The 21517-nt window shown below is 71.7% G+C and carries 18 protein-coding genes; 14 read left to right on the top strand and 4 right to left on the bottom strand.

What is annotated here, in order from left to right:
* Positions 1-90: 90 nt before the first annotated feature.
* Positions 91-1083 carry a D-2-hydroxyacid dehydrogenase gene (locus tag ACH4YP_RS34585; protein ID WP_361055763.1) on the bottom strand — a complete coding sequence of 331 codons (993 nt, stop codon included), beginning with the start codon at positions 1081-1083 and terminating at the stop codon, positions 91-93.
* A 428-nt stretch (positions 1084-1511) separates the two neighbouring features.
* Between ACH4YP_RS34585 and ACH4YP_RS34580 the strand changes: the two genes are divergently transcribed.
* The 8 genes from ACH4YP_RS34580 to ACH4YP_RS34545 all read left to right on the top strand — a co-directional run bounded on the left by ACH4YP_RS34580 (position 1512) and on the right by ACH4YP_RS34545 (position 10510).
* A complete protein-coding gene (locus tag ACH4YP_RS34580) occupies positions 1512-2861 on the top strand; it encodes an MFS transporter (protein WP_361055765.1) in 1350 nt (449 codons plus the stop codon).
* A 71-nt stretch (positions 2862-2932) separates the two neighbouring features.
* The gene (locus ACH4YP_RS34575) at positions 2933-3598 is read left to right on the top strand and encodes an HAD-IA family hydrolase (protein WP_398494790.1); all 666 of its coding nucleotides are present in this window, start codon (positions 2933-2935) and stop codon (positions 3596-3598) included.
* A 42-nt stretch (positions 3599-3640) separates the two neighbouring features.
* Positions 3641-5035, top strand: coding sequence for an NAD(P)/FAD-dependent oxidoreductase (locus ACH4YP_RS34570; RefSeq protein WP_398494788.1), 1395 nt, complete (start codon positions 3641-3643; stop codon positions 5033-5035).
* 225 nt (positions 5036-5260) lie between these two features.
* Positions 5261-6874, top strand: coding sequence for a PucR family transcriptional regulator (locus ACH4YP_RS34565; protein WP_398494787.1), 1614 nt, complete (start codon positions 5261-5263; stop codon positions 6872-6874).
* 99 nt (positions 6875-6973) lie between these two features.
* Complete coding sequence (locus tag ACH4YP_RS34560) at positions 6974-7183, top strand: heavy-metal-associated domain-containing protein (protein WP_361055777.1); 210 nt, start codon at positions 6974-6976, stop codon at positions 7181-7183.
* 131 nt (positions 7184-7314) lie between these two features.
* A complete protein-coding gene (locus ACH4YP_RS34555; protein WP_398494785.1) occupies positions 7315-9156 on the top strand; it encodes a hypothetical protein in 1842 nt (613 codons plus the stop codon).
* A gap of 60 nt (positions 9157-9216) precedes the next feature.
* The gene (locus ACH4YP_RS34550; RefSeq protein WP_398494783.1) at positions 9217-9630 is read left to right on the top strand and encodes a hypothetical protein; all 414 of its coding nucleotides are present in this window, start codon (positions 9217-9219) and stop codon (positions 9628-9630) included.
* A gap of 85 nt (positions 9631-9715) precedes the next feature.
* Positions 9716-10510, top strand: coding sequence for a hypothetical protein (locus tag ACH4YP_RS34545; RefSeq protein WP_398494781.1), 795 nt, complete (start codon positions 9716-9718; stop codon positions 10508-10510).
* Between the two features lie 133 nt (positions 10511-10643).
* Here ACH4YP_RS34545 and ACH4YP_RS34540 read toward each other — a convergent pair whose 3' ends face one another.
* Complete coding sequence (locus ACH4YP_RS34540; RefSeq protein WP_398494779.1) at positions 10644-12113, bottom strand: FAD-binding protein; 1470 nt, start codon at positions 12111-12113, stop codon at positions 10644-10646.
* A 161-nt stretch (positions 12114-12274) separates the two neighbouring features.
* Entirely contained in the window at positions 12275-13285 is a 1011-nt protein-coding gene (locus ACH4YP_RS34535; protein WP_361055793.1) for a LacI family DNA-binding transcriptional regulator, read from the bottom strand.
* A 142-nt stretch (positions 13286-13427) separates the two neighbouring features.
* On the opposite strand from ACH4YP_RS34535, the gene ACH4YP_RS34530 reads away from it, so the two are divergent.
* Entirely contained in the window at positions 13428-14582 is a 1155-nt protein-coding gene (locus ACH4YP_RS34530; RefSeq protein WP_398494777.1) for a Gfo/Idh/MocA family protein, read from the top strand.
* A gap of 52 nt (positions 14583-14634) precedes the next feature.
* Here the strand turns inward: ACH4YP_RS34530 and ACH4YP_RS34525 are convergent, their stop codons facing one another.
* Positions 14635-16062, bottom strand: a complete 1428-nt coding sequence (locus tag ACH4YP_RS34525) for a carotenoid oxygenase family protein (protein WP_398494775.1) — start codon at positions 16060-16062, stop codon at positions 14635-14637.
* 84 nt (positions 16063-16146) lie between these two features.
* On the opposite strand from ACH4YP_RS34525, the gene ACH4YP_RS34520 reads away from it, so the two are divergent.
* The 5 genes from ACH4YP_RS34520 to ACH4YP_RS34500 all read left to right on the top strand — a co-directional run bounded on the left by ACH4YP_RS34520 (position 16147) and on the right by ACH4YP_RS34500 (position 21466).
* Entirely contained in the window at positions 16147-16662 is a 516-nt protein-coding gene (locus ACH4YP_RS34520; RefSeq protein ID WP_361055801.1) for a PadR family transcriptional regulator, read from the top strand.
* Between the two features lie 77 nt (positions 16663-16739).
* Entirely contained in the window at positions 16740-17123 is a 384-nt protein-coding gene (locus tag ACH4YP_RS34515) for a signal peptidase I (protein ID WP_143641183.1), read from the top strand.
* Positions 17124-17166: 43 nt separating this feature from the next.
* A complete protein-coding gene (locus ACH4YP_RS34510; protein WP_398494774.1) occupies positions 17167-17850 on the top strand; it encodes a formylglycine-generating enzyme family protein in 684 nt (227 codons plus the stop codon).
* A gap of 272 nt (positions 17851-18122) precedes the next feature.
* Positions 18123-18725, top strand: a complete 603-nt coding sequence (locus ACH4YP_RS34505; RefSeq protein WP_398494772.1) for a hypothetical protein — start codon at positions 18123-18125, stop codon at positions 18723-18725.
* Positions 18726-18802: 77 nt separating this feature from the next.
* Complete coding sequence (locus ACH4YP_RS34500) at positions 18803-21466, top strand: tetratricopeptide repeat protein (RefSeq protein WP_398494770.1); 2664 nt, start codon at positions 18803-18805, stop codon at positions 21464-21466.
* Positions 21467-21517: the final 51 nt, after the last annotated feature.

The raw sequence follows: 21517 nt of genomic DNA, 5'->3' as shown, positions 1-21517 counted from the left end.
CGTGTGTGGTGCCTTGCCTGTTGCCGCCGACCGCACCGCCGCACCGTCCGCCACCCGGTCCGACGACACGTACAGGGGCACGAGAACGGGTCACGTCGGCGACGTCCCCACCCGGTCCTCCCGTACATAGCCGTGTGCCTTGTCGACCACATTGCGCAGCTGCCTGCCCTCGGTCCTGCGGGTCAGGTTGTCGAGGAAGAGGTCCGCGAGGTCGTCGCGCCAGCCCGTGACCTCGCCGGCCGTGTGCGGGGAGACGATGACGCCGGGCAGGTCCCACAGGGGTGAGGAGGAGGCCAGGGGCTCGTGGGCGAAGACGTCCAGGGCCGCTCCGGCCAGGCGGCCGTCGGTGAGGTGCCGGACGAGCGCCTCCTCGTCGACGAGTCCGCCCCGGCCCACGTTCACGAGCCGCGCGCCGGGCTTCATCGACGCGAGCACGGACGCGTCGACCATGCCCCGGGTGGCCGCCGTGAGGGGAGCCGCGAGCACGACGTAGTCCGCCCCGGCGAGGGCGGGACGCAGCCCGGAGAGGGCGTGCACCGTGCCGAAGTCGGGGTCCTGCGCACACTCCGTACGTCCTACGGCGCTCACCCGCATGCCGACGGCGCGGAGCATGCGGGCCACGGCACGGCCGATGGGGCCCGTGCCCCACACGAGGACGGTCCGGCCGTCGATGCGTTCGCTGTCCCGGGGCCGCCATTCGCGGCGCCGCTGGTGTTCCCAGGTGCCCGGGAAGTCCTTGGCGAGGGCCAGGATCAGGCCGAGTACGTACTCGGCGATGGGCCGGTCGTAGACGCCGCGCGAGTTGGTGAGCAGCACCCGGGGGTTGTCGACCAGGGCCGGGAAGAGCAGTGAGTCGACGCCGGCGGCGGCCACGTGCACCCAATTCGGTGCGCTCGACGGGTCCGCGGGCCAGGCCGCCTCGACCGCCGGGGTGATCGAGTGCCAGCAGAGCAGGGCGTCGGCGCCGGGCAGGAGGTGCGGCAGCTCCTCTTCGGTGGCGTACACCGTGTCCGCGAGGCTTTCGACGCGGGCGGCGTTGTGCGGCAGGATGCCGCGGTGCAGGACGACGAGTCGGTCGGCCAAGGCGGTTCTCCCACGGCGTGAGACGGTGCGGGGCGGCTGGTACGAGGTACCGCTCCCACCCTCCGGGGGACGTGCCGCAAGGGTCAATGACCACGGTGTTCTCCCGGGACGGCCGCTGTGGACAGTGTGTCAACCGGTCTGCGGCCATGGAACACACTGTCCACCCGCCGTCCCTCAAGAGAACACCATGTTCATTGACGGTGGATCCGCGCTGAACCAGGGTGATGGCCAACCCCGGACCGCCTCGCCCGGCCACCCCGGTGACGACCGGTCCGCACCGCGTACAGCGTTGTGCGCCTTCCCCCTCAAAAAAATCCCCCCACCCCCGCTTTCCAATGCTTGACGTACGAAGCCTCCTTCGCCCGGTCCCCCTGCCGGCGCGCGTCCCCCTCGCCTTCCCGCGTCCCCCAGGAGCCTCAAGCATGTCCATGACCTCATCAACCACCGGCGGCGCCTCGTCGCTCGACGACGCGCCCGTCAGTTCCTTCCACCGCCGGATCATGGTGGTCGCCATGGGCGGCCCCTTCTGCGACGGCTATCTGCTCGGAGTGATGGGCGTCGCCCTCGGCCTCATCACGCCCGCACTCGCCCTCGACACCCTGTGGACGGGCCTGATAGCCGCCTCCGTCCTGGTCGGTGTGTTCATCGGCGGAGCGGTCTTCGGCCCGATCACCGACCGGGTCGGCCGCCATCTGATGTACGTCCTCAACCTGGCCACCTTCGTCGTCTTCTCGGCGCTCCAGTTCTTCGTCACCGAGGCCTGGCAGCTGCTGGTGCTGCGACTGCTGATCGGCATCGCGATCGGCGCCGACTACCCCATCGCCTCCGCCCTCACCACCGAGCTGGTGCCCCGCCGGATGCGCGGCCCGGCCCTGTCGGGCCTGGTCCTGGCGTGGTGGGTGGGTTACGGCGTGAGCTACTGGGTGGGCTGGGCGCTGACCGGCCTCGGCGACGACTCCTGGCGCTGGATGCTGGCCTCCGGCACGGTCCCGGCGCTGATCTTCCTCTTCATGCGGGCCGGCATCCCCGAGTCCCCGCGCTGGCTGGCCTCACGCGGCCGCATGGACGAGGCGAAGGCCGTCGTCCGCAAGCACCTCGGCCAGGAGGTGAGCGACGAGGAACTGCTCGCGGAGGGCCGCCAGGAACAGCGCGGCGGCTCCGGGCTCGGCAATCTCGTCGAGATCTTCAAACGCGGCTACACCGTCCCCGTCGTCTTCTGTTCCGTGTTCTGGATCTGTCAGGTCGCGCCCGCCTTCGCCGTCCGCTCCTTCCAGCCGCAGATGCTGTCCGCGTTCGGCGTGGGGAGCACATACGGTGCCAGCGCGCTGATCACCACCATCGCGGTGGCCGGCATCGGGCTCGGCCTGGTGGTCGTCAACCGGATCGGCCGCCGCTCGCTGCTGATCAGCAGTTTCGTGTGCATCAACATCTCGCTGATCGCGCTGGCGGTCCTGCCGCTGCACTGGGCCTTCGCGGTGGTGGCCCTGTTCGCGGCCTTCCAGTTCTTCGAGGCGGCGGGCAGCGGTCTGCAGTTCGTCTACCCGAGCGAGCTGTTCCCGACCGATCTGCGGGCCACGGGCGTGGGCATCGCCACCGCCATGAGCCGCGTGGGCTCCGCCTCCTCCACGTTCCTCCTGCCGATTGCCGCCGAGGACCTTGGCGTACGCGGCACGCTGGGCATCGCCGTGGCGATCACGCTGGTGGGACTCGTCGTCTCCTACTTCCTCGCCCCCGAGACCAAGGATCTGGGCCTGACCGAGGCCAGCAGCCGGTCCTGAACCCGCTCGCCCCGTCACCACATCGCTTGTAAAACACCTCAACCCCCGTCCCACACAGAGGAGTTCACTCCATGCGCAAGGTCGTCAGCTTCGACTGCTACCGGACCCTCATCAACTTCGACACCCGGACCGCCACGCACGAGATCGTCAAGGACCGCCTGGCCGAGTTCGGCGTCGACCCGGACCGGTTCCACCACGACGCGTACGTCATGCGCTTCCAGGGCGTCGTGGACGACTACCGCCCCTACCGCGAGGTCGTCCGCCGCACCCTGCGCAACGTCATGCTGCTGCACGGCCTGGAGTACCGGGACGAGGACGGCGAGGCGCTGATCGAGGCCATCAAGAAGTTCACGCCGTTCCGCGAGGTCCCGGACGCGCTGCGCCGCCTCAAGGGCGAGTACGACATCGCCATCCTCTCCAACAGCGAGGACGACCTCATCTCGTACGCCGTCGACGAGCTCGGCGTGGAGTGGGACTACGTCCTCACCGCCGAGCAGGCCGGAGCGTACAAGCCGCTGCCGCAGGCCTTCGATTACCTGATGAAGGCCACCGGGCGCGGCCCCGAGGACATCATCCACACCGCGCAGGGCTGGGAGTACGACATCATGCCGACCAAGCGGTACCAGGGCATGCGGCGGATCTGGGTCAACCGGTACGGCTTCCCGGGGTCGGCCGCCTACCAGCCGTACGAGGAGATCAGCGACCTCTCCGAGCTGCCTGGCCTGCTCGGCGTCTGAGCTTCGTCATCTCCTCGTCCAGCCGCCCTGAAAGGACACCCCGTGAGCGCCAGCACGCTCGGCCGGCCCGGCCCGGTCAACGGCCGGATCTCCCACTGGTTCGCCGAACTGCCCACCCCACGCGCCGCGTTGCCCGGTGACCGCGACGCCGACGTGTGCATCGTGGGCGCCGGTCTGACCGGACTGTGGACCGCGTACTACCTCAAACTGGCCGACCCCTCGCTGCGGATCACGATCCTGGAGGCCGAGTTCGCCGGGTTCGGTGCCTCCGGCCGCAACGGCGGCTGGGCGTCGGGGCTCGTGCCGGGCGCCCGTGACCGGCTGGCGAAGCGGTACGGGCGGGATGCCGTGCTCGACTACCAGCGCGTGATGAACGAGTCCGTCGACGAGATCGTCGCCGTGGCCGAACGCGAGGGCATCGACGCCGGCATCGTCAAGGGCGGCACCCTGCGCGTGGCCCGCACCCCCGCGCAGGCGACCCGGCTGCGCCACAAGACCGCGGCCGACCACGAGTGGGGCGTGCCGGATGCCGTGATGCTCACACCGGAGGAGGCCGCGGACCGCATCCGCGTCGCCGGTATGACGGCCGCGGCCTGGACCCCGCACTGCGCCCGGCTGCAGCCCGCCGCCCTGGTCCAGGGGCTCGCCGCGACGGTCGAACGGCTCGGTGTGACCCTCCACGAAAAATCCCCGGTCACGGCCATCGAGCCCGGGCGGGCGGTCACCGCGCACGGCACGGTCAGTGCGCCCGTCGTCCTGCGTGCGACCGAAGGGTTCACGGCCTCGTTCAAGGGGCTGCGCCGTGCCTGGCTGCCGATGAACAGCTCGATGATCGCCACCGAACCGCTGCCGAAGGAGGTGTGGGAGGAGATCGGCTGGGCGGGCCGCGAGACGCTGGGCGACACGGCGCACGGGCACATGTACGCGCAGCGCACCCCGGACGACCGGATCGCGATCGGCGGGCGCGGTGTCCCGTACCGCTTCGGCTCCCGCACCGACGACGCGGGGCAGGTGGACGCCCGGACGATCGGCCAGCTCACCGACACGCTCCACGGGATGCTGCCGCAGACCGCCGGTGCCGGGGTCGACCACGCCTGGTGCGGTGTGCTCGCCGTGCCCCGCGACTGGTCCGCCACCGTGGGACTCGACCGCGCCACGGGGCTCGGCTGGGCCGGCGGCTATGTCGGGCACGGGGTGACCTCCACGAACCTCGCTGCCCGCACCCTCACCGATCTGGTGCTCCGGCGCGAGTCCCGGCTGACCCGGCTGCCATGGACCGGGCACCGCCCCGGCACCTGGGAGCCGGAACCGCTGCGCTGGCTGGGCGTGCGCGGGCTGTACGTCGCCTACGGGTGGGCGGACCGGCACGAGGCGGGTGGGCGGGCCCGGACGTCTCCGATCGCCACGGTCGCGGATCTGATCGCGCGGCGGCCCTGACATCCGTCCCGCTCGTTCTGGTCGCCTGCTCGCCTTCTCGTCCCGGGGCGCGTGGTGCGTTCGCGGCTACCGGTTCGGTGTGGTTGCCCGCGCCGTTCCCCGCGCCCCTTCGGGGCACGGCGCTGAGCTGGGGAATCGGGCCTTGCGCCGGTCTGTCTCACCCTTCAGAGTGGTCCGGACATCGTGCCGGGTCGGTCGGCACGTCGTCGGACTGGAGCTGTCCCCATGCCGTTCCTCACGGTCGCGGACGTGCTGCGGCTGCCCGTCATCGCCGCCGGTCTGCCCCGGGTGGCGGCAGGCGAGGACCAGCTGTCGCGCAGGGTCCGCTGGGTCCATGTCACCGAGCTGCTCGACCCCGCCTCCTTCCTGGAGGGCGGCGAACTCGTCCTCACCACCGGTATGCCGCACCCGGCTGATCCCACCCAACTACGGGGCTACGTCGACTCGTTGGCGGATGTGGGCGTGGCCGGGCTGGTCGTGGAACTGGGCCGCCGCTACCAGCACGCGCCGCAGGAACTGGTCACCGCCTGCCGGGAGAGGGACCTGCCGCTGATCGTGCTGGCACGCGGGGTGCGGTTCATCGAGGTCACCCAGACCGTCCACGCGCTGATCCTGGACGCGCAGGGCGAGCTGCTGCGCCGCGCTCAGCAGGTGCGCGAGCTGTTCACCTCGCTCACCCTGCGCGGCGCCGACCCGGAGGAGTTCGTCCAGGCCGCGGCGGACCTCACCGGGTGTCCGGTGGTCCTGGAGAACCTGATCCACCATGCGGTGATCTGCCGGACCGCCGGCCCTCCCGACGGACAGGTCCTGGAGGCCTGGCCGCGGCGCTCGCGCAACGCCCCGACGCCGGACCGGGCGGCGGCGAGCGGGCCCGAGGGCTGGCTCGTGGCGCCGGTCGAGGACCGGGGCAGACGGTGGGGGCGGCTGATCATGCTGCCCCACGCGTCCGGTCCGCCGATCGGTCCCGAGCAGACGATGATCCTGGAACAGGCCGCCACCGCCCTCACCCTGGCGCGGCTGACCGGCAGACCCGAGTGGGACCGGCGCGCGCACAGTTCCGTCCTGCTCGATCTGCTGCACTGGCGCTACCGGAGCCGCACCGAGGCACGCCTCAGGGCCGAGGCGCTCGGACTGCCCACGACCGGCCATCGTCTCGTCCCGGTCGTCATCGATCACGCGGACACGGCCGACGCCGACACCACGGTGACCGGGCACCTCGCCGCGGAACTGCCCGTCTCGGGGGTCAAGGCCCTGGTGGGAGACCTGTCCGAGCACCGGACCGGGCTGCTGCTCGCGCTGGCCCGCGCCTCGGCATGGCAGCCGGTGGTGGAACGCGTCGGCCGGGAGCTGCGCGGCACGTTCGGGGAGGGTCTCGTCGTGGCGGTCGGCCCCGGCGTCACCGAACTCAGCCAGGTCACCAGGTCGTTCCGCGAGGCCGAACAGATCGCCGACGCGATCGGCCCCGGGACGCTCGACCGCCCCTTCCATGTCGCGTCGGACATCGGACTGCCGGAACTGCTGTACTCCCTGCGCGACGACGTGCGCGTCCAGCGGTACGTGGAACAGCAGCTCGGGCGCCTCGTCCAGCACGACGCGCGGCACGGCAGCGACCTCCTTTCGACGCTGCGCGAATATCTCGTGGCCGCCGGCAACAAGTCGATCGCCGCCAAGCACGTCGGGCTCTCCCGGCAGGCCTTCTACCAACGGCTGCGGACCATCGAGCGGCTCCTGGGCAACGACCTGGAGTCCGGCGCCCATCGCACCCAACTGCACGTCGCAGTAACGGCGTTGGACGTTCTCGGCGGTGCGGGCGGGACCGTCCGACCGGCTTCCCTGTGAGTCGCCCGCGGGGGTGAACACCGCCGTCGACGGACGCGTATCTGATCCCGGAGCGGCTCCCACAGCGTGCGTGCGCACGTCGGGAAGAGACGAGGGATCATGACTGAACAGCGGTACCACGTCATCGGTATGACCTGCGGCCGCTGTGCCGACGCCCTGGAGACCAAGGTCTGCGGAGTGTTCGGCGTCGACCGGGTGGGCATCGACCTCGACACCGGTTCGGTGACCGTGACGGGCGAGGCGCTCGACGGTTCGAAGGTGTGCGCCGCGATCACCGAGGCGGGCTTCGAGGTGGCCGCCGTGCTCTGACTCCTCCGGAACCCTGTCCAGCGGAAACGGGGCCTTTCACCCTAACGAAGTGCCGGTGCCCGAGGACCGGACAGGCGAGGCCGATCGTCCACTAGCTTCCTTCCCCTGACACCAGGGGACATAGGAGCGACGTGGCCGGAGTGAGCCTCCCGGAACATCCGTACAGCCGCACGGAGGCGACCCGGCTGTTGTGCGCCGGCGTCTATGAGGACGCCGGCTTCCGGCGCCGGGTCATCGATGAACTCGTCGATCACCAGGAGCGGCCGGTGGCCCCTCCGCTGGGGGTCGACGTCCTGCCCGTACTGGCCCATGCCGTGCGTGTCGCACAGCAGGAGGCGCGCACGGCGGGGCTGATGCTCCTCGCCTGGCTCGGGTTCCTGCTGTCCGACGTCGTGATGTTCTGGGACCGCGTCGCCGACAGCTGGGGTGACGGGGCCGAGGTCGGCTTCGGCGACGTGTTCACCGCGTTCTACCTCGGCGACGAGAAACTCACCGCCGGAATGCCCATGCCGTGGTCGCAGTTCTACGCGTTCGTCGCCCTCGGGCTGTGGTTCGCGCACACCGTGAAGTCACAGAGCGCCGAGGGGCGTCAGGCGGGTCTCCCGGACCCGGTGGCCAAGGCGGCCCAGGGCTTCGGCCGCACGGTGACGTGGTGTGCGGCGATGTTCGCCCTCTTCTACTGGTACTGGTACGTGGCCGGAGTGCTCCAAGGCACCGTACAGACGCCCTACCCGCTGCTGTTTCCGCTGCTCATCGCCCTGATCGCATGGTGGCACCAGGCCACTCAGCGTCGGGCCCTGTGCCGCTGGCTGTCACGCTGGACCTTCCAGAAGACGACCCAACCGGCCCTGCCGGCAGGGCCGTTGTACGAGGATCTGCTCGGCAACATCCAACGCGAGCAGCAGGCCGCCCTGACCCTCTACGAAGCGGACAGCCCCGTCGTCGGACTGGGTACACAACGTCGGGCCTGGTCCTTCGCGATGGAGCTGCGCAAGCGCTCCGGGCCACCGACCGGGCCCGCCGCCCCGGCCGACTCCACCTCCAACGGCACCCTGATCCCGCACCAGGACAAGGGACCGCTCACCGCCGAGCGCGCACTCGCCATGATCGAGCCCCAGTTGCTGCGGCTGCGCGACTCGGCCGCGCGCACCGGGAAGGACCGGCTCCGCGAACTGGAGATCGACCGGTTCGTCTATCTGCCGGGCGGTGTCGGCCGTGACGAGGAACTGCACGTCGGCGGCAGCCCGGACGCGAGCGCGACGGCGGCGGGCGGAGCCGGTGGGGACGGCCTGACGGTCTACGACCCCGTCCAGGTCGCCGCCCACCTGAAGGAAGCCGTCGACGAGGGCGGCGAGGGGCGGCGCGTGTTCCTGCGCGTCCGCATCGGCGCCTGGCACGAACAGGTCGTGGTGACGGTCCTGGTCCGCGTGCACACGCAGGGCGGCATGCTCGTACTGGAGGTCTCGCCGTACGTACTCGGCCCGGTCCGCAAGGACTTCAGGAACATGGACGCCCTGGTGGACCGGCTGCCCGAGGGCTGGGCGCGCGGCGCCGTCCGCGCCCTGGGCCACGGTCCCGCGACCGGCGTGAGCGCGGGCATCAGCGCCTTGAAGACCGTCTCCAGGAAACTCACCACCGGCTGGTCCACCCGCGAACCGGCCCCCGACGTGCCCCGGGTCTCGCTCCGCCAGCTGACCGCCACCTCCTGGCTGTCGCCCTATCAGGAGATGGACGTCACCCGGTACGTCAAGACCGTCGAGGAGCGCATCGTGAACGGCGTGCGCCAGGCGCTCCACGCCCACGGCTACCAGACCGAGCAGTTCGAGCAGCACGTCTACCAGATCAGCGGTGGCAGCGTCCTCGTCCAGGAGATGTCCGGCGGCTCGGTCGCCACCGGCGCCCACGGCAGCGCCACCTCGCACAACACCGCCCCCGCCCCGGCGCAAGGCACACCGCGCGCCGATCCCAGTTAGGGCCTGGCCGACAGTTCCCGTCTGCCTGGCCCCAGCACCGGACCCCAAGGACCCCAGCACATGAGCGACACAGGACGCCCCACGCCCGGCCGGCCCACGCAGGACGGCGGTGGCGGCAGCGTGCACGTCGGCTCCATGAGCGGCGGCTCGATCGCCGCCGGCAGTCATGGCAGCGCGTACTCCGTCAACCACACCGCGGCGGAGCCGGACGTACGGCACGAAGAGCTGCTCCAGGCGATTCGCGGCCTGCGCGATGCCCTGCCCGCGCGGGAGCGCAGTGCCGAGGACACGACCCTCGACGGCGAACTGGCTGACGCCGAGGCGGAGATCACGCACACCGGCACCGCCGGGCCGGAGCGCCTCACCCGCCTGCTGACCGGCGTACGCGGCTGGCTGGGATCACAGGCCGCGGCCGCCGGAACCGTCGCCTCGGCGACAGCCGTCGTCCAGGGCATCGCCCAGCTCCTCGGATGACCGGCGGAATGACCGGCGGGATGACGACGGACGGCGACAGGCAGCGGCTGACGGGCGCGGAACGGCGACACGGAGGGCCGCGGCGATGAGGGTGTTCGACACCGAGCGGCAGGAGTGGGGCGGTTCCCGGCGCGAACGTCTCTTCCACACCGACCAGTACCTGGACGTGCCGCGGCAGAAGACCGTCCGGCAGCAGACCGGGATCGTGCTCGCGGTCGCCGGGCTCACCTTCGGCATCTGGGCACTGGCCTGGAAGGACGAGCCGGAACCGTACCGGGACCCCGCCGCCACCGGGCAGGACTCCTCGGAGTCGGCGTCGGGCGGGACCGGAGACGGCGTTCCTTCGGACGGATCTCCCTCGCAGGACACCACGTTCGAGTCGTCGGCGGCCCTCCCCGAGGACTACGAGTCCCTCCAGGACGTCGCGGGGTACCGGGTGGCGCTGCCGAAGGGCTGGGAACGCAAGAGCCGGTCGTCGCAGTACGGCATCGACATCGTCGACTACCGCAGCCCGGACGGCACCCGACGGCTTCAGGTGTTCCAGGTGATGGAGACCTCTCCGTACTCCTCGCTCCAGGCCGCGCAGATCGAGGCCGAGAAGCTCGACGGCTACGAATCCGTCGCCATGGAGGAGGTGCCGAGCGCCGTGGGGCAGGCGGCCGAGCACGAGTACCGCGCCGACGAGATCGCGGGCGAGCTGGGCGGCGGCGGCACCCGGCACGTCATCGACCATCGCTTCGAGGCGACGGACGGCGAACGGTACGCACTGGTCGCGTACGGCTCCGAGGCCGACGGAACCGAGGACGAACGGGAACTCGTGGACACGGCCCTGCTCTGGTTCTGCCCGCCCGGGACGCAGTGCGTCGACCCGGTCGGCTGACGCGGTCGGCTGACGCGGTCTGCTGACGCGGTCGGCTGACGCGGTCGGCTGACGCGGTCGGCTGACGCGGTCGGCTGACGCGGTCGGCTGACGCGGTCGGCTGACCGGGTCGGTCAGCCTGTGACCGGCCCGGTCAGAAGATTCCCTGTCCTGGGACGAGGTTCCCGCGCGGGTCGTAGGTCTTCCGCGCGGCGGCGAAGCGGGGCCAGGCGGTCCCGAAGTGCCGTCGCCAGTCCGCCCGGTCGAAGGGGACGGAGCCGACCGGGTACCGGGTGCCGCCGGCAGCGCGGACGAGGTCGTACGCGGACCGGTTGGCCGCCAGCAGTCGCCGGACCGCCGCCGCGTCGTCGGGAGGAGTGCTCCGCAGGACCGCGAAGAGGTAGGGCACGGGGTCGTCGGGCATGCGCAGCAGCGGGGTCCGCAGGTGCTCGCGCGCCAGCGGGTACAGCAGCACCACGCCGCCCGGCCCCACGTCGTCCGGGGTGAGCGTGTCCAGGAGCCGGCCTGTCACCTCGGCCGCCTTCCGGCCGGGCACGAGCAGGTTGAGCCATGGATGGGCGTACGCCCACAGCCCGGCTTCCTTGAGAGCGGCGACGGCCGGGGCGAGCCGGTCGAGGAAGTCGTAGTACGGGAGGTCGGTGATCTCCGCGCCGGACGGGTCGTGCCGCAGGCCCCGCAGGAGCGCGGTGTCGTCGGGAACGTCTCCCGCGGGAGGTCCGTAGGCGACGGCCTCGATGACGTATCCGCGGAAGGCACCCGTGGCATCCGGCACGATCTGCCCCTCGACGTAGGAGAACCGTCGGTCGCCGACGAGCAGGCGCTGGTCGTCCACGAAGGTCCGCAGATCGTCGTACGGCAGGAGGTAGTGGCGTACGGTCTCGGGCGCGCGGACCAGTCGTACGGTCGCGCCGACGACCACGGCGCACTGGCCGAGGCCGGCGAGTACGGCGAGGAACAGGTCTCGGTGGCGGGTCGGTGAGCAGCGCAGCAACTCCCCCGCGCCGGTGACGACTTCGAGCTCAAGGACGTTGTCGACCTGCGCGCCGTGGCGGTGGGTCTGGCCGCCGAGGCCGCCGACGGACAGCGTTCCGCCGACGGAGAGTTCGAGGTAGTCGGTGAAGACGGGTGGGGTCAGGCCGTGGGCGAGGGTGGCCTTGGCGACGTCGCTCCACTTCGCGCCGGCGCCGACCCGGACGCCGGCGCTGCCGGGTCGGACGGGGTGGACGGTGGCGAGCGGAGCGGTCTCGACGACGAGGCCGCCCGCGACCTGTGCCTGACCGTTCGTGGCGTGGCCCTGTCCGCGTGGGGCGACCGGGATTCGGCGCCTGTCGCAGAACCGCACCATCGCCACGACGTCCGCGACGGAGCCCGGCCGCAGCACCGCGGCCGGGCGGCGGTGCACGATGTGGCCGAAGTCGTCGGCGGCCGCGCTCAGCGAGGCCTCGTCGGTGTGGAGGGTTCCGTCCAGCTCGGGGATGCCGTGCAGCGGCCGGTCGGACGGGGTCACCGCCCAGCTCCGCGTGAAGGGGTCGAAGCCGATCACCGCGGTTCCGGCGGCGGCCAGGCCACGCAGCACGGAACGTCGGGGCGGTCTGCGGGACATGCGCTCCTCCAGGGGGAAGGACACGGTGAACCGGTCAACAGCCGCCCACTCTAGAACCGTTGACGCACGAGGACACGGCTCCGCGCCGGTGCTCCCCGGGCTTCGTTCGGGCAGGGCGTTCACCCGCGCCATCCGCCGTCGGGGCTCGTGGCGTGCGTGGTTCAGGCGCGGCTCTCGCGCGGCGGGGCCGTCGTGCCCCGTACTTCCAGCACCGGCGTGCTGAGGACGACCTCGGCGGGGCGGGCGGGGTCGGCGATGCGGTCGAGCAGGCACTGTGCGGCGCGGCGGCCGACGTCGTGGCCGGCGCTGTCCACGGTGGTGAGCCACAGGTGGCGCAGGCGCGCGAGGTAGGTGTTGTCGTAGCCGACGAGGGAGAGGTCGTGCGGCACGCGGAGGCCGAGTTCCTCGGCGGCCGACAGGGCTCCGACGCAGGCGATGTCGTTGAAGGCGAAGACGGCGGTGGGCCGTTCGCCGGCGCTCAGCAGCCGGACCGTGGCCCGGTAGCCGCCCTCCTCGGTCAGGTCGCCCTGTTCCACGACGGCCGTGTCCGACAGTCCGTGTTCGCGCATGACGGTCTCGAAGCTCCGGCGGCGCAGTTCGCCGACCATCCCCTGTCCCGCGATGTGGGCGATGCGCCGGTGGCCGAGGGCGATGAGGTGCTCGGTGGCGAGCCGGGCGCCGTGCTGGTCGTCGTTGGCGACGAGGTCGACGTGCGGCAGTACGGGTTCGCGGGCGCCCGCGACGACGGTGGGCACCCGCGTGGCCGCCGTGCGCAGTGCCTCGGGGCCCGGCAGCGTGCCGACGGCGATCAGGCCGTCGACCCGCAGGTCCGTGAAGGCGCGGGTGAGGTCCTCGCCGAGGCGCAGATTGAGGTGGCCGTCGGCAAGGAGCATGCGCAGACCGTGCGCGTGCAGCAGGGAGTTGAGGCCGTCGAGCAGTTCCACGAACCAGGGGTTGCGCATGTCGTTGAGGAGCACACCGACCGTGCGGGTGCGTCGCTCGCTGAGGCTGCGCGCGGCGGCGTTGGGCCGGTAGCCGAGCTCCTCGACGGCGGCCAGCACAGCCTGCCGCTTCTCGGGGCGCACCTGGTCGGATCCGCGCAGCACGAGCGAGACCAGGGATTTCGACACTCCGGCCCGTTCGGCGACGTCGCGGATCGTCGGTGGTCTCATGAAATGGACCGTTCCACAGGGACCGATGGCTTGTCAAAGGGTTCTGAGGGGGTCTGAGGGGGTTGACACGTGCAGGAACGGGCCTTCAGTGTGAACCGGAAGAGTTATGGACCGGTCCAAAGAAGTCGGAAGAAGGGCAGTCATGGTGAGTACGCTCGGCGTCGCCGTCGTGGGGTTCGGCTGGATGGGGCGAGTGCACACCCAGGCGTACGCCCGTGTGCCGCACCACTTCCCCCAGCTGCCCGTGCGGCCCGAACTGGTCGCCGTGGCCGACGAGGTGCCCGGCCGGGCCGAGGAGGCCGCCGAGCAGTACGGCTTCAAGACGGCGGCCCGGGACTGGCGGGAGGTCGCCGCCGATCCCCGGGTCCAGGCGGTGAGCATCGCCGCCCCGAACTTCCTGCACCGCCAGATCGGCGTCGCGATGGCCGAAGCGGGCAAGCACATCTGGATCGAGAAGCCGGTGGGCCTCACCGCCGAGGACGCGCGGGCCGTGGCCGGCGCCGTCGCGAAGTCGGGCGTGCAGGGCACGGTCGGCTTCAACTACCGCAACGCGCCTGCCGTCGCGGCGGCCCGCGAACTGATCGCTGCCGGAGAGATCGGCACGGTCACACACGTCCGCATCCGCCTGTTCAGTGACTACGCAGCCCACCCCGAGGGCGCGCTGACCTGGCGGTACGAGCGTGAGCGCGGCGGCAGCGGAGTGCTGGGCGACCTCGCCTCGCACGGTGTGGACCTGGCCCGCTTCCTGCTCGGCGAGATCGCGTCGCTGGCCGCCGACACAGCCGTCTTCGTCCCCGAGCGCGCCCGGCCCACCGGCGCCACCGCGGGCCACACCCGCTCGGCGGGCGGCGAACTGGGCCCGGTGGAGAACGAGGACTACGTGTCCTGCCTCCTGCGCTTCACCTCCGGCGCCCGCGGTGTCCTGGAGGCCTGCCGGGTCTCGGTGGGCGAGCAGAACAACTACGGCTTCGAGATCCACGGCACCAGGGGCGCGGTCTCCTGGGACTTCCGCCGCATGGGCGAGCTGAGCGTCAGCCGGGGCACGTCGTACCAGGACCAGCCGGTCAGCACGCTGTACGTGGGCCCCGGGCACGGCGAGTACGCCGCCTTCCAGCCGGGCTCGGCCAACAGCATGGGCTACGACGACCTCAAGGTGATCGAGGCCTACAACTTCCTGCGCTCGATCGCCGAGGGCACCGCGTACGGCGCCACGGTCGAGGACGCCGTCCACAGCGCGGCCGCCCTGGACGCGATGTCCCGCTCAGCGGAGAGCGGGACCTGGGCGAGTCCCGCGTAAGAACCGAAGCCCGCGTAAGGACCGAAACCCGCGCAAGGGCCGAGGCCCGTACCTACGAGGTGTGCCGGGTGAACAGCCCGTGGAAGCCGAAGGGGATCGCGTGCGGCACGTCCGCGCGCGCCAGCACCTCGTACGTGCGGGCGTCCAGCACCAGCAGGAACGACGAGCCCCGCGCCGAGTCGAGTACCACCGACAGCACCACGCCGTCGTCCTCGCCCTCCGCGCCGGGCGCGGCCGTCGGGGCCGCCACGAAGACCGGCTCGCCCGGGTAGCAGCCCTCCTCGGACCACTTCAGCGTCCGCCCTGTCGTCACGTCGAGCTTCACGAGCTGGTTGATGAAATCGTCACCGCTGCGGTCGCGGGCGCCGACACCGTACGCGTAGCGGTAGTCGACGCCGTTGTGCCGGTCGTACGCGATGCGCGGCAGCTCCAGTGACTCCTCCGACAGCCGCCGCACCTCGACCTTGCCGGTGCCGAGACCGATGCGGTAGCGGGTGGGCAGGGCGAGGGGGATCGAGTCGCCCGCGCGCAGTCGGTCCAGGTACAGCGTGTCGATGACGGAGGCGTCCTCGTACGAGCACACGTCGAGGACGAGGTCGTCGCCGTCGTCGAAGGCGTTGATGTGGTGGAACGCGAAGAACGCCGGGCCCTCGTACACACCGCGCACCGAGCCGTCGCGCAGGTCCATGACCGTGAAGCGGGTGCCGCGCTCCGGCTCCCAGCGGTAGTTCTCGATGAACGGCCGGCCGCTGAGCACGATGCTCAGCGGGTTCACCACGAGCGGGAACTCCGCGAGGACCGCGTACCGTCCCGTGATCGCGAAGCTGTGCATGTAGGACGGTCGGGCGATCCGGTGGCTGCCGATCAGCTCGCGGGCCGCGCCCGCGGCCTGCTGCCGGTAGACGCGGTACTCGCTGGTGCGCGAGAAGTGCAGCAGGTAGTTGACCAGGTCGCCGGTGGTGGGGTCCTGGTGCGGGTGGGCCGTGGTCAGCTGACCGCTCAACTCGTCCTCGTAGCCGACCACTCCCGCGGTCGCGAGCGTGTCCCGGTCGAAGGCGACCGGTATCGGTGTCTCGGTCAGTGCCACGAAGCGGTCGCCGAAGCGGGTGATGTTGACGTTCGCGTTCAGGGTGGGCCTGCGCGAGAAGCGGGTGAAGAAACGGGCGAACAGTGAGCGGCACGGGTCGGTCGCGAACTCGGGGTAGGCGATCGTCCCCGACTCCACGGCGCGTCGGGCGGCGGTGTCGAGGAACCTGTTGGCGTAGGAGACCTTCCCGCCGTCGATGGTGAAGCGGTGCAGCATCGCCTGTCCGTCGAACCAGTGCCGCAGGGAACGCTCCCCCGCGTCGTAGCGCGCGGGGCCGTTGCGCAGCAGGCTCCCCTCCAGCCAGCCGGGCAGCGCCCCTTTGACCGGCAGCTCTGCGACTTCGGCCTCGTCGTGCAGCCCCTGAAACCCGGCCGCGAAACCCGGTGTACTCATGGTCGCCTCCCGACATGCCACAGTGGACTGTGCTCTTCGTTTCATGGCACACCGTCCACAGTGGAATGTCAAGGGAAGAACGGGATGGCCGACCTCAACCCCACCGCGGCTTCGCTGCTCGGTTTCCTGCACGGCGGGGAAGCCAGCGGCTACGAGCTGGTGCACACCGCCGAGCAGCTCATCGGCGACTTCTGGACCGTCACCAGGAGCCAGGTCTACCGCGAGCTCGCGGCCCTCGCCGGACGTGGGCTCGTGGAGGCCGGGCCCGCGGGACCGCGGTCGCGGCAGCCCTACCGGCTCACCGACGAGGGCCGGGCCGCCTTCGCCGCGTGGCTCGCCGAGCCGCCGGGCTCCGAGCAGATCCGCTACCCGCTGCTGCTCACCATCGCCTTCGGCTCCTCCCTGGACCGGGACCGGCTGACGGAGTTCATCGCCGGGCACCGCGCGGACCACGAGAAGCGGCTCGCGGACTACCGGAAGAGGGTGGCCGCGGGCGCCCCCGACCGCTTCACGGAGGCCACGCTGGCCTTCGGCATCCGTTACGAGGAGGCGGTGCTGGCCTGGATGGACGAGCTGCCCGCGATCCTGGACGGACGGTAGGCCCCGGCCCGCGCGGACCACCCTCGCACGGCACCTGACGCGGCACCGGACGCGGACAACTGCTAGCGTCCGGGCGCGTGAACGACAGTGTGTATGTGGGAAACGCGGGCAAGGACGCGGCGCTGGACCGGGGGTGGCTGCTCGGGCACTTCAAGGACGCCGACGATCCGCGCCACAGCGAGGCCCTGGAGATCAAGTGGGGCGTACACCCCAAGGGCGACGAGCGGCCCCAGTGGGTCGAGGGCGAGGAACGCACGGCCCTCCAGGTCCTGGTGAGCGGCCGTTTCCGCGTGGAGTTCCCCGGCCGCAGCGTCACGCTGCAACAGCAGGGCGACTACGTGGTGTGGGGGCCCGGAGTCGACCACTCGTGGTTCGCGGAGGAGGAGTCGGTCGTGCTGACCGTCCGCTGGCCGTCCGTGCCGGGTTACGCGGTCCCGGAGACGGACCGGGATCCTCAGTAGGTCTCAGTTGGACCTCAGTTGGACTCAGTAGGATCGACGGCTCATGGACACGAGCACGGTGAACGAGATGATCCCTGTCCCGCCGGGGCAGGTGACGCTGACGGACCGGCGTACGCAACGCAGTTGGCAGGTCGACCTCACGCCCTACCGGCTCGGGGCGTTCCCGGTCACGCAGGCACTGTACGCACAGGTCACGGGTACACGGCCGAGCGCCGCCGAAGGCGACCGGCTGCCCGTGGAGAGCGTGTCCTGGTGGGACGCGGTCCGGTTCTGCAACGCCCTGTCCCGGCACGAGGGGTTCACCCCCGCCTACCTCCTCCACACCGACGACGAAGGCGTCGAGGGCATCGAGTGGAACGCGGCCGCGGACGGGTACCGGCTGCCCACCGAGGCCGAGTGGGAGCACGCCTGCCGCGCCGGTACGACCGGGCCGAGTTACGGGCCGCTCAACGACATCGCCTGGTACCGCGGCAACTCGGACGAGCGCGTCCACGACGTGGGCGGCAAGCAGCCCAACCCCTGGGGCCTGCACGACATGCTCGGCAACGTCTGGGACTGGTGCTGGGACGTCTACGACGCCGAGGTCTACGGGACCTACCGGGTCCTGCGCGGCGGCGGCTGGTTCGACGAGCACTGGAGCTGCCGGGCCTCCGCACGGCGCCGCAGCCACCCGAGCTACCAGGTCGACGACGTGGGGTTCCGCGTCGCACGCTCCGCCGCGCCCTGATCCGCCCACCGGGACGGGGAGTTGCCCGGGTCGGTACGGACCCCGGTGGCCAACGCGCCCTCCACACCAGGGCGACCGCACCTCACACAACGTTCACATTTGTTGACGCAGCGCATTGGGTTGCACCAAGATCTTCAACGGATCAGTGATCGCGCCCTCGGCGAGGAGCGCGAACTCCCCCATGCCCCGCCCGTGTTGACCGCGGCCCGCCAGGCCGCGCCGCCACCGGCAGCCGGGGCCTCCCCCACACCTTTCATCTCAAGGAGTCTGTCTTGCTGCGCCACAATTCCGCGCTGCGCGCCGTCGCGCCCGCCGCCGTCCTCGCGCTCACCCTCAGCGCGTGCGGCGGTGGCGACGACACCGGCACGGACGCGAAGAAGTCCTCCCAGCCCAAGGCCACCGCATCGCAGTCCAAGGCGTCGTCCGGGGGCGAGCTGGCCACCGGCGAGAGCGCCACGGGGAAGGTCGAGGAGGAGGACGGCAAGGTCACGTACGAGATCACCGCCCAGAAGGTGGATCTCGGCACCGAGGCCGAGGCCGCGAAGCTGGTCCAGGACAAGGCCGACGCCAAGGGCATGGCCCTCGCGGTCGCCCATGTGAAGTACACCCACAAGGCGGGCCCGGCCCTCACGAGCGACTCCGACGCGGGCGACGGCACCACCATCTGGGCGGACGGACAGCGCGGCACCCTGCTCCTCGGCTCCGCCGACGACGCCCCCGGCTGCGAGGACCCGTACGACGTCACGAGCTGGAAGTCCGGCGAGAGCCACGTCTTCTGCGAGTCGTACCTGGTGCCCTCGAACGCTAAGTCCCTTGAGGTCCACTGGTCGGAGGAGGACGGCGAGCCCTACATCTGGAAGTTCCCCAACGAGTAGGCGGAATGCCCGCGGCATGGCTACACCGGCCCCCGAGCGGGAACAAAGAGGGTCAACAGCCGCACGGGGGTGGTGTCATGGCGTGGCGGGCGGGGTGGTTCGCGTCGGTCGGGGCCGGGGTGGTGCGCCTGGTGGCGGCCGTGGCCCGGCCGGTGCTGGTGGCGGTTCTCGGGCCGCCCGGTGCTGCCGTCGCGGCGCCCGCGGGAGCCGCGGCGACATCGGGCGGGCAGGCGTTGGACCGAGTCGCGGCGCGGCAGCAGGCGTTACCCGGGCTGCTGAGGATCTCGCGGCGCGGGCGGGTGCCGACCGTGGCCGACGCGCGGGATCCGATCTGGCTCGGTGTGCATCCGGCGCCGCCGGGCGGTGGTGGCGCGGCGGGTCTCGGCCGGGTGCCCGCGTTCATCGACCGGGACACGATGCCGCAGGTGGAGGCCGCGCTCAGTGCGGGTGAGGGGTTCGTCCTGCTGGTCGGCGAGTCGACGGCTGGCAAGTCGCGGCTCGCGTACGAGGTGATGCGCAAGCATTTCACCAAGTACCACCTCATCGTGCCCGACAGCCGGGAGTCGGCCGTTCCCCTGGTCGACCTCGTTGTGCGGACGCGCCGGGCTGTCGTGTGGCTCGACGAGCTTGACGTCTTTCTGGGGGTCGGCGGGCTGACCGCGGGGCATGTGCAGCGGATGCTGGGCTCCGAGGACTCCCGTGTGGTGATCCTGGCGACGATGAGCGCCCAGCAGCACGGCAAGTTCGGGGCCAGGTCGGGGGCGGACAACGAGCCCGGGTTCGATGTCCTGCGCAGCGGCCGTGAGGTGATCCGGCTGGCCACGACGGTGCGGGTCGACCGCACGTGGAGCGCGGCCGAGATCGCCCGCGCCGAGCGGCACACCGAGGACCCGAGGATCAGGGCGGCGGTCAAGGGCGCCGGCCGGGACGGGCACGGGGTGGCCGAATACCTGGCCGCCGCACCGCAGTTGCTGGACGAGTGGCACAACGCCTGGTCGACCGGCACCCATCCGCGCGCCGCCGCGCTGGTGACGGCCGCCGCGGACGCCCGCCGCACGGGCTTCCACCAGCCGCTGCCGCAGGAGGTCCTGCGCCGGTTGCACGAGGTGTATCTGGAGCGGCGCGGCGGGACGGCGCTGCGTCCGGAGCCCTGGGAGGAGGCTCTGACCTGGGCGACGGAACCCCTGCACGCCACCTCCAGCCTGCTGCTGCCCCATGACGGGGACCGATTCCAGGCCTTCGACTACCTCCACCACACGCTCGACGAGCAGGTCCCTCCCCCACGGATCCCGGACACCGTCTGGGAGACCCTCATCGACCACGCGAACGCCACTGGAGCACTCGACATCGGCACGACCGCCTACCAGCGCGGTGACCTCTCGCACGCCATGGCCGCGTTCGAGAAGGCGGGCCTGGGCCGCGGACGGCTGCCCCGCCAGTGGTACGCGACCTGTGTGGGCGAGGCCGGCAACCCCGCGCGGGCCGTCGAGCTGTACGGGGAGCTGGTGGCCGAGTCGACGGACGAACTGGGCCCGGACGCCCGCGAGTCACTGGAGAACCGCAACGCCTACGCCCGGTACGTCGGCATGGCCGGCCGGCCCGCCGAAGCGGCGGACCTGCTGCGCGACGTCGTCGCCGACCGCGTACGCGTGCTGGGTGCCGGCCACTCCCACACCCTCAACAGCCGCAACAACCTTGCCCTGTTCCTCGGCGAGTCCGGCCGGATCGGCCCGGCGCTGGCCGAGTTCGAGTCCGTGCTCGCCGACCGCACCCGGCTGCTGAGCGCCGACCATCCGCACACCCTCAGCACCCGCTACGGGCGCGCTTATCTGCTGGGCGACGCGGGCCGCCCCGCGCTCGCCGCCCGGCTCTTCGAGAGCCTGGTCGCCGACCGGACCCGTACGCAGGGCCCGTACCACCCGTACACGCTCAACAACCGGCGCCACCACGCCCACTTCCTGGGCGAGGCCGGACACGCGGCGCAGGCGGCCGAGCTGTTCGAGGAGCTGATCCAGGACTGCCTCCAGGTCCTCGACCCGGACCATCCCGACACCGTCGCGGCCCGTCATGGACACGCGCGCTTCCTCGGCGAGTCCGGAGACCCCGCCAGGGCGGCGGCCCTGCTCACCGCGCTGCTGGCCGACGCGAACGGGGACGGCGCACGGGACGGCGGAACGCACGGCTCCCGCAGCCCGGTCGCCCTGGTGTGGCGGCGCTACCGGGCCTTCTTCACCGGCGAGGCGGGCGATCCCGACCAGGCCGCGCGACTGCTCGACGAGCTGCTCGCCGACAGCCGTGCCGTGCTCGACGACGGCCACCCGCACCTGTTCGCGATCCGCGCCGCGCACGCCCGCAGCACGAGCCGCCGCGGCCGGACGCGGGAAGCCGTGGAGCTGTACGAGCGCCTCGTCGACGACTGCCGGTCCGCGCTGGGCGACGACCACCCGCACACGCTCGCCGCCCGCAGCGGTCACGCGCGCGGCCTGGGCGCCGTCGGCCGCGCCGCGGAAGCCGCCGACCTGCTGGAGATCCTCGTACAGGACCGCACCCGGATCCTCGGCGACGACCACCCGGCCACCTTGGGCAGCCGCAACGCCCACGCCCGCTGTGTCGGTGAGGCGGGCGACCGGGCGCGCGCCGCACGGCTGTTGCGGCAGATACTCCAGGACCGTGTCCGGCACCTCGGTGAGGAGCACTCCTGGACCCTGCGCACCCGCCAGGAGCTCGCCGGATTCCAGTGAGCGGGAAGAACCGACACCCGTTCACCCTTTCGGGCGAGAGCCTCGGGCTGA

Source organism: Streptomyces sp. NPDC020747 (assembly GCF_044334695.1).
Taxonomy (GTDB): Bacteria; Actinomycetota; Actinomycetes; order Streptomycetales; family Streptomycetaceae; genus Streptomyces.
Note: the sequence above shows the minus strand (reverse complement) of the source record. Positions and strands in the feature narration are given on the sequence as shown.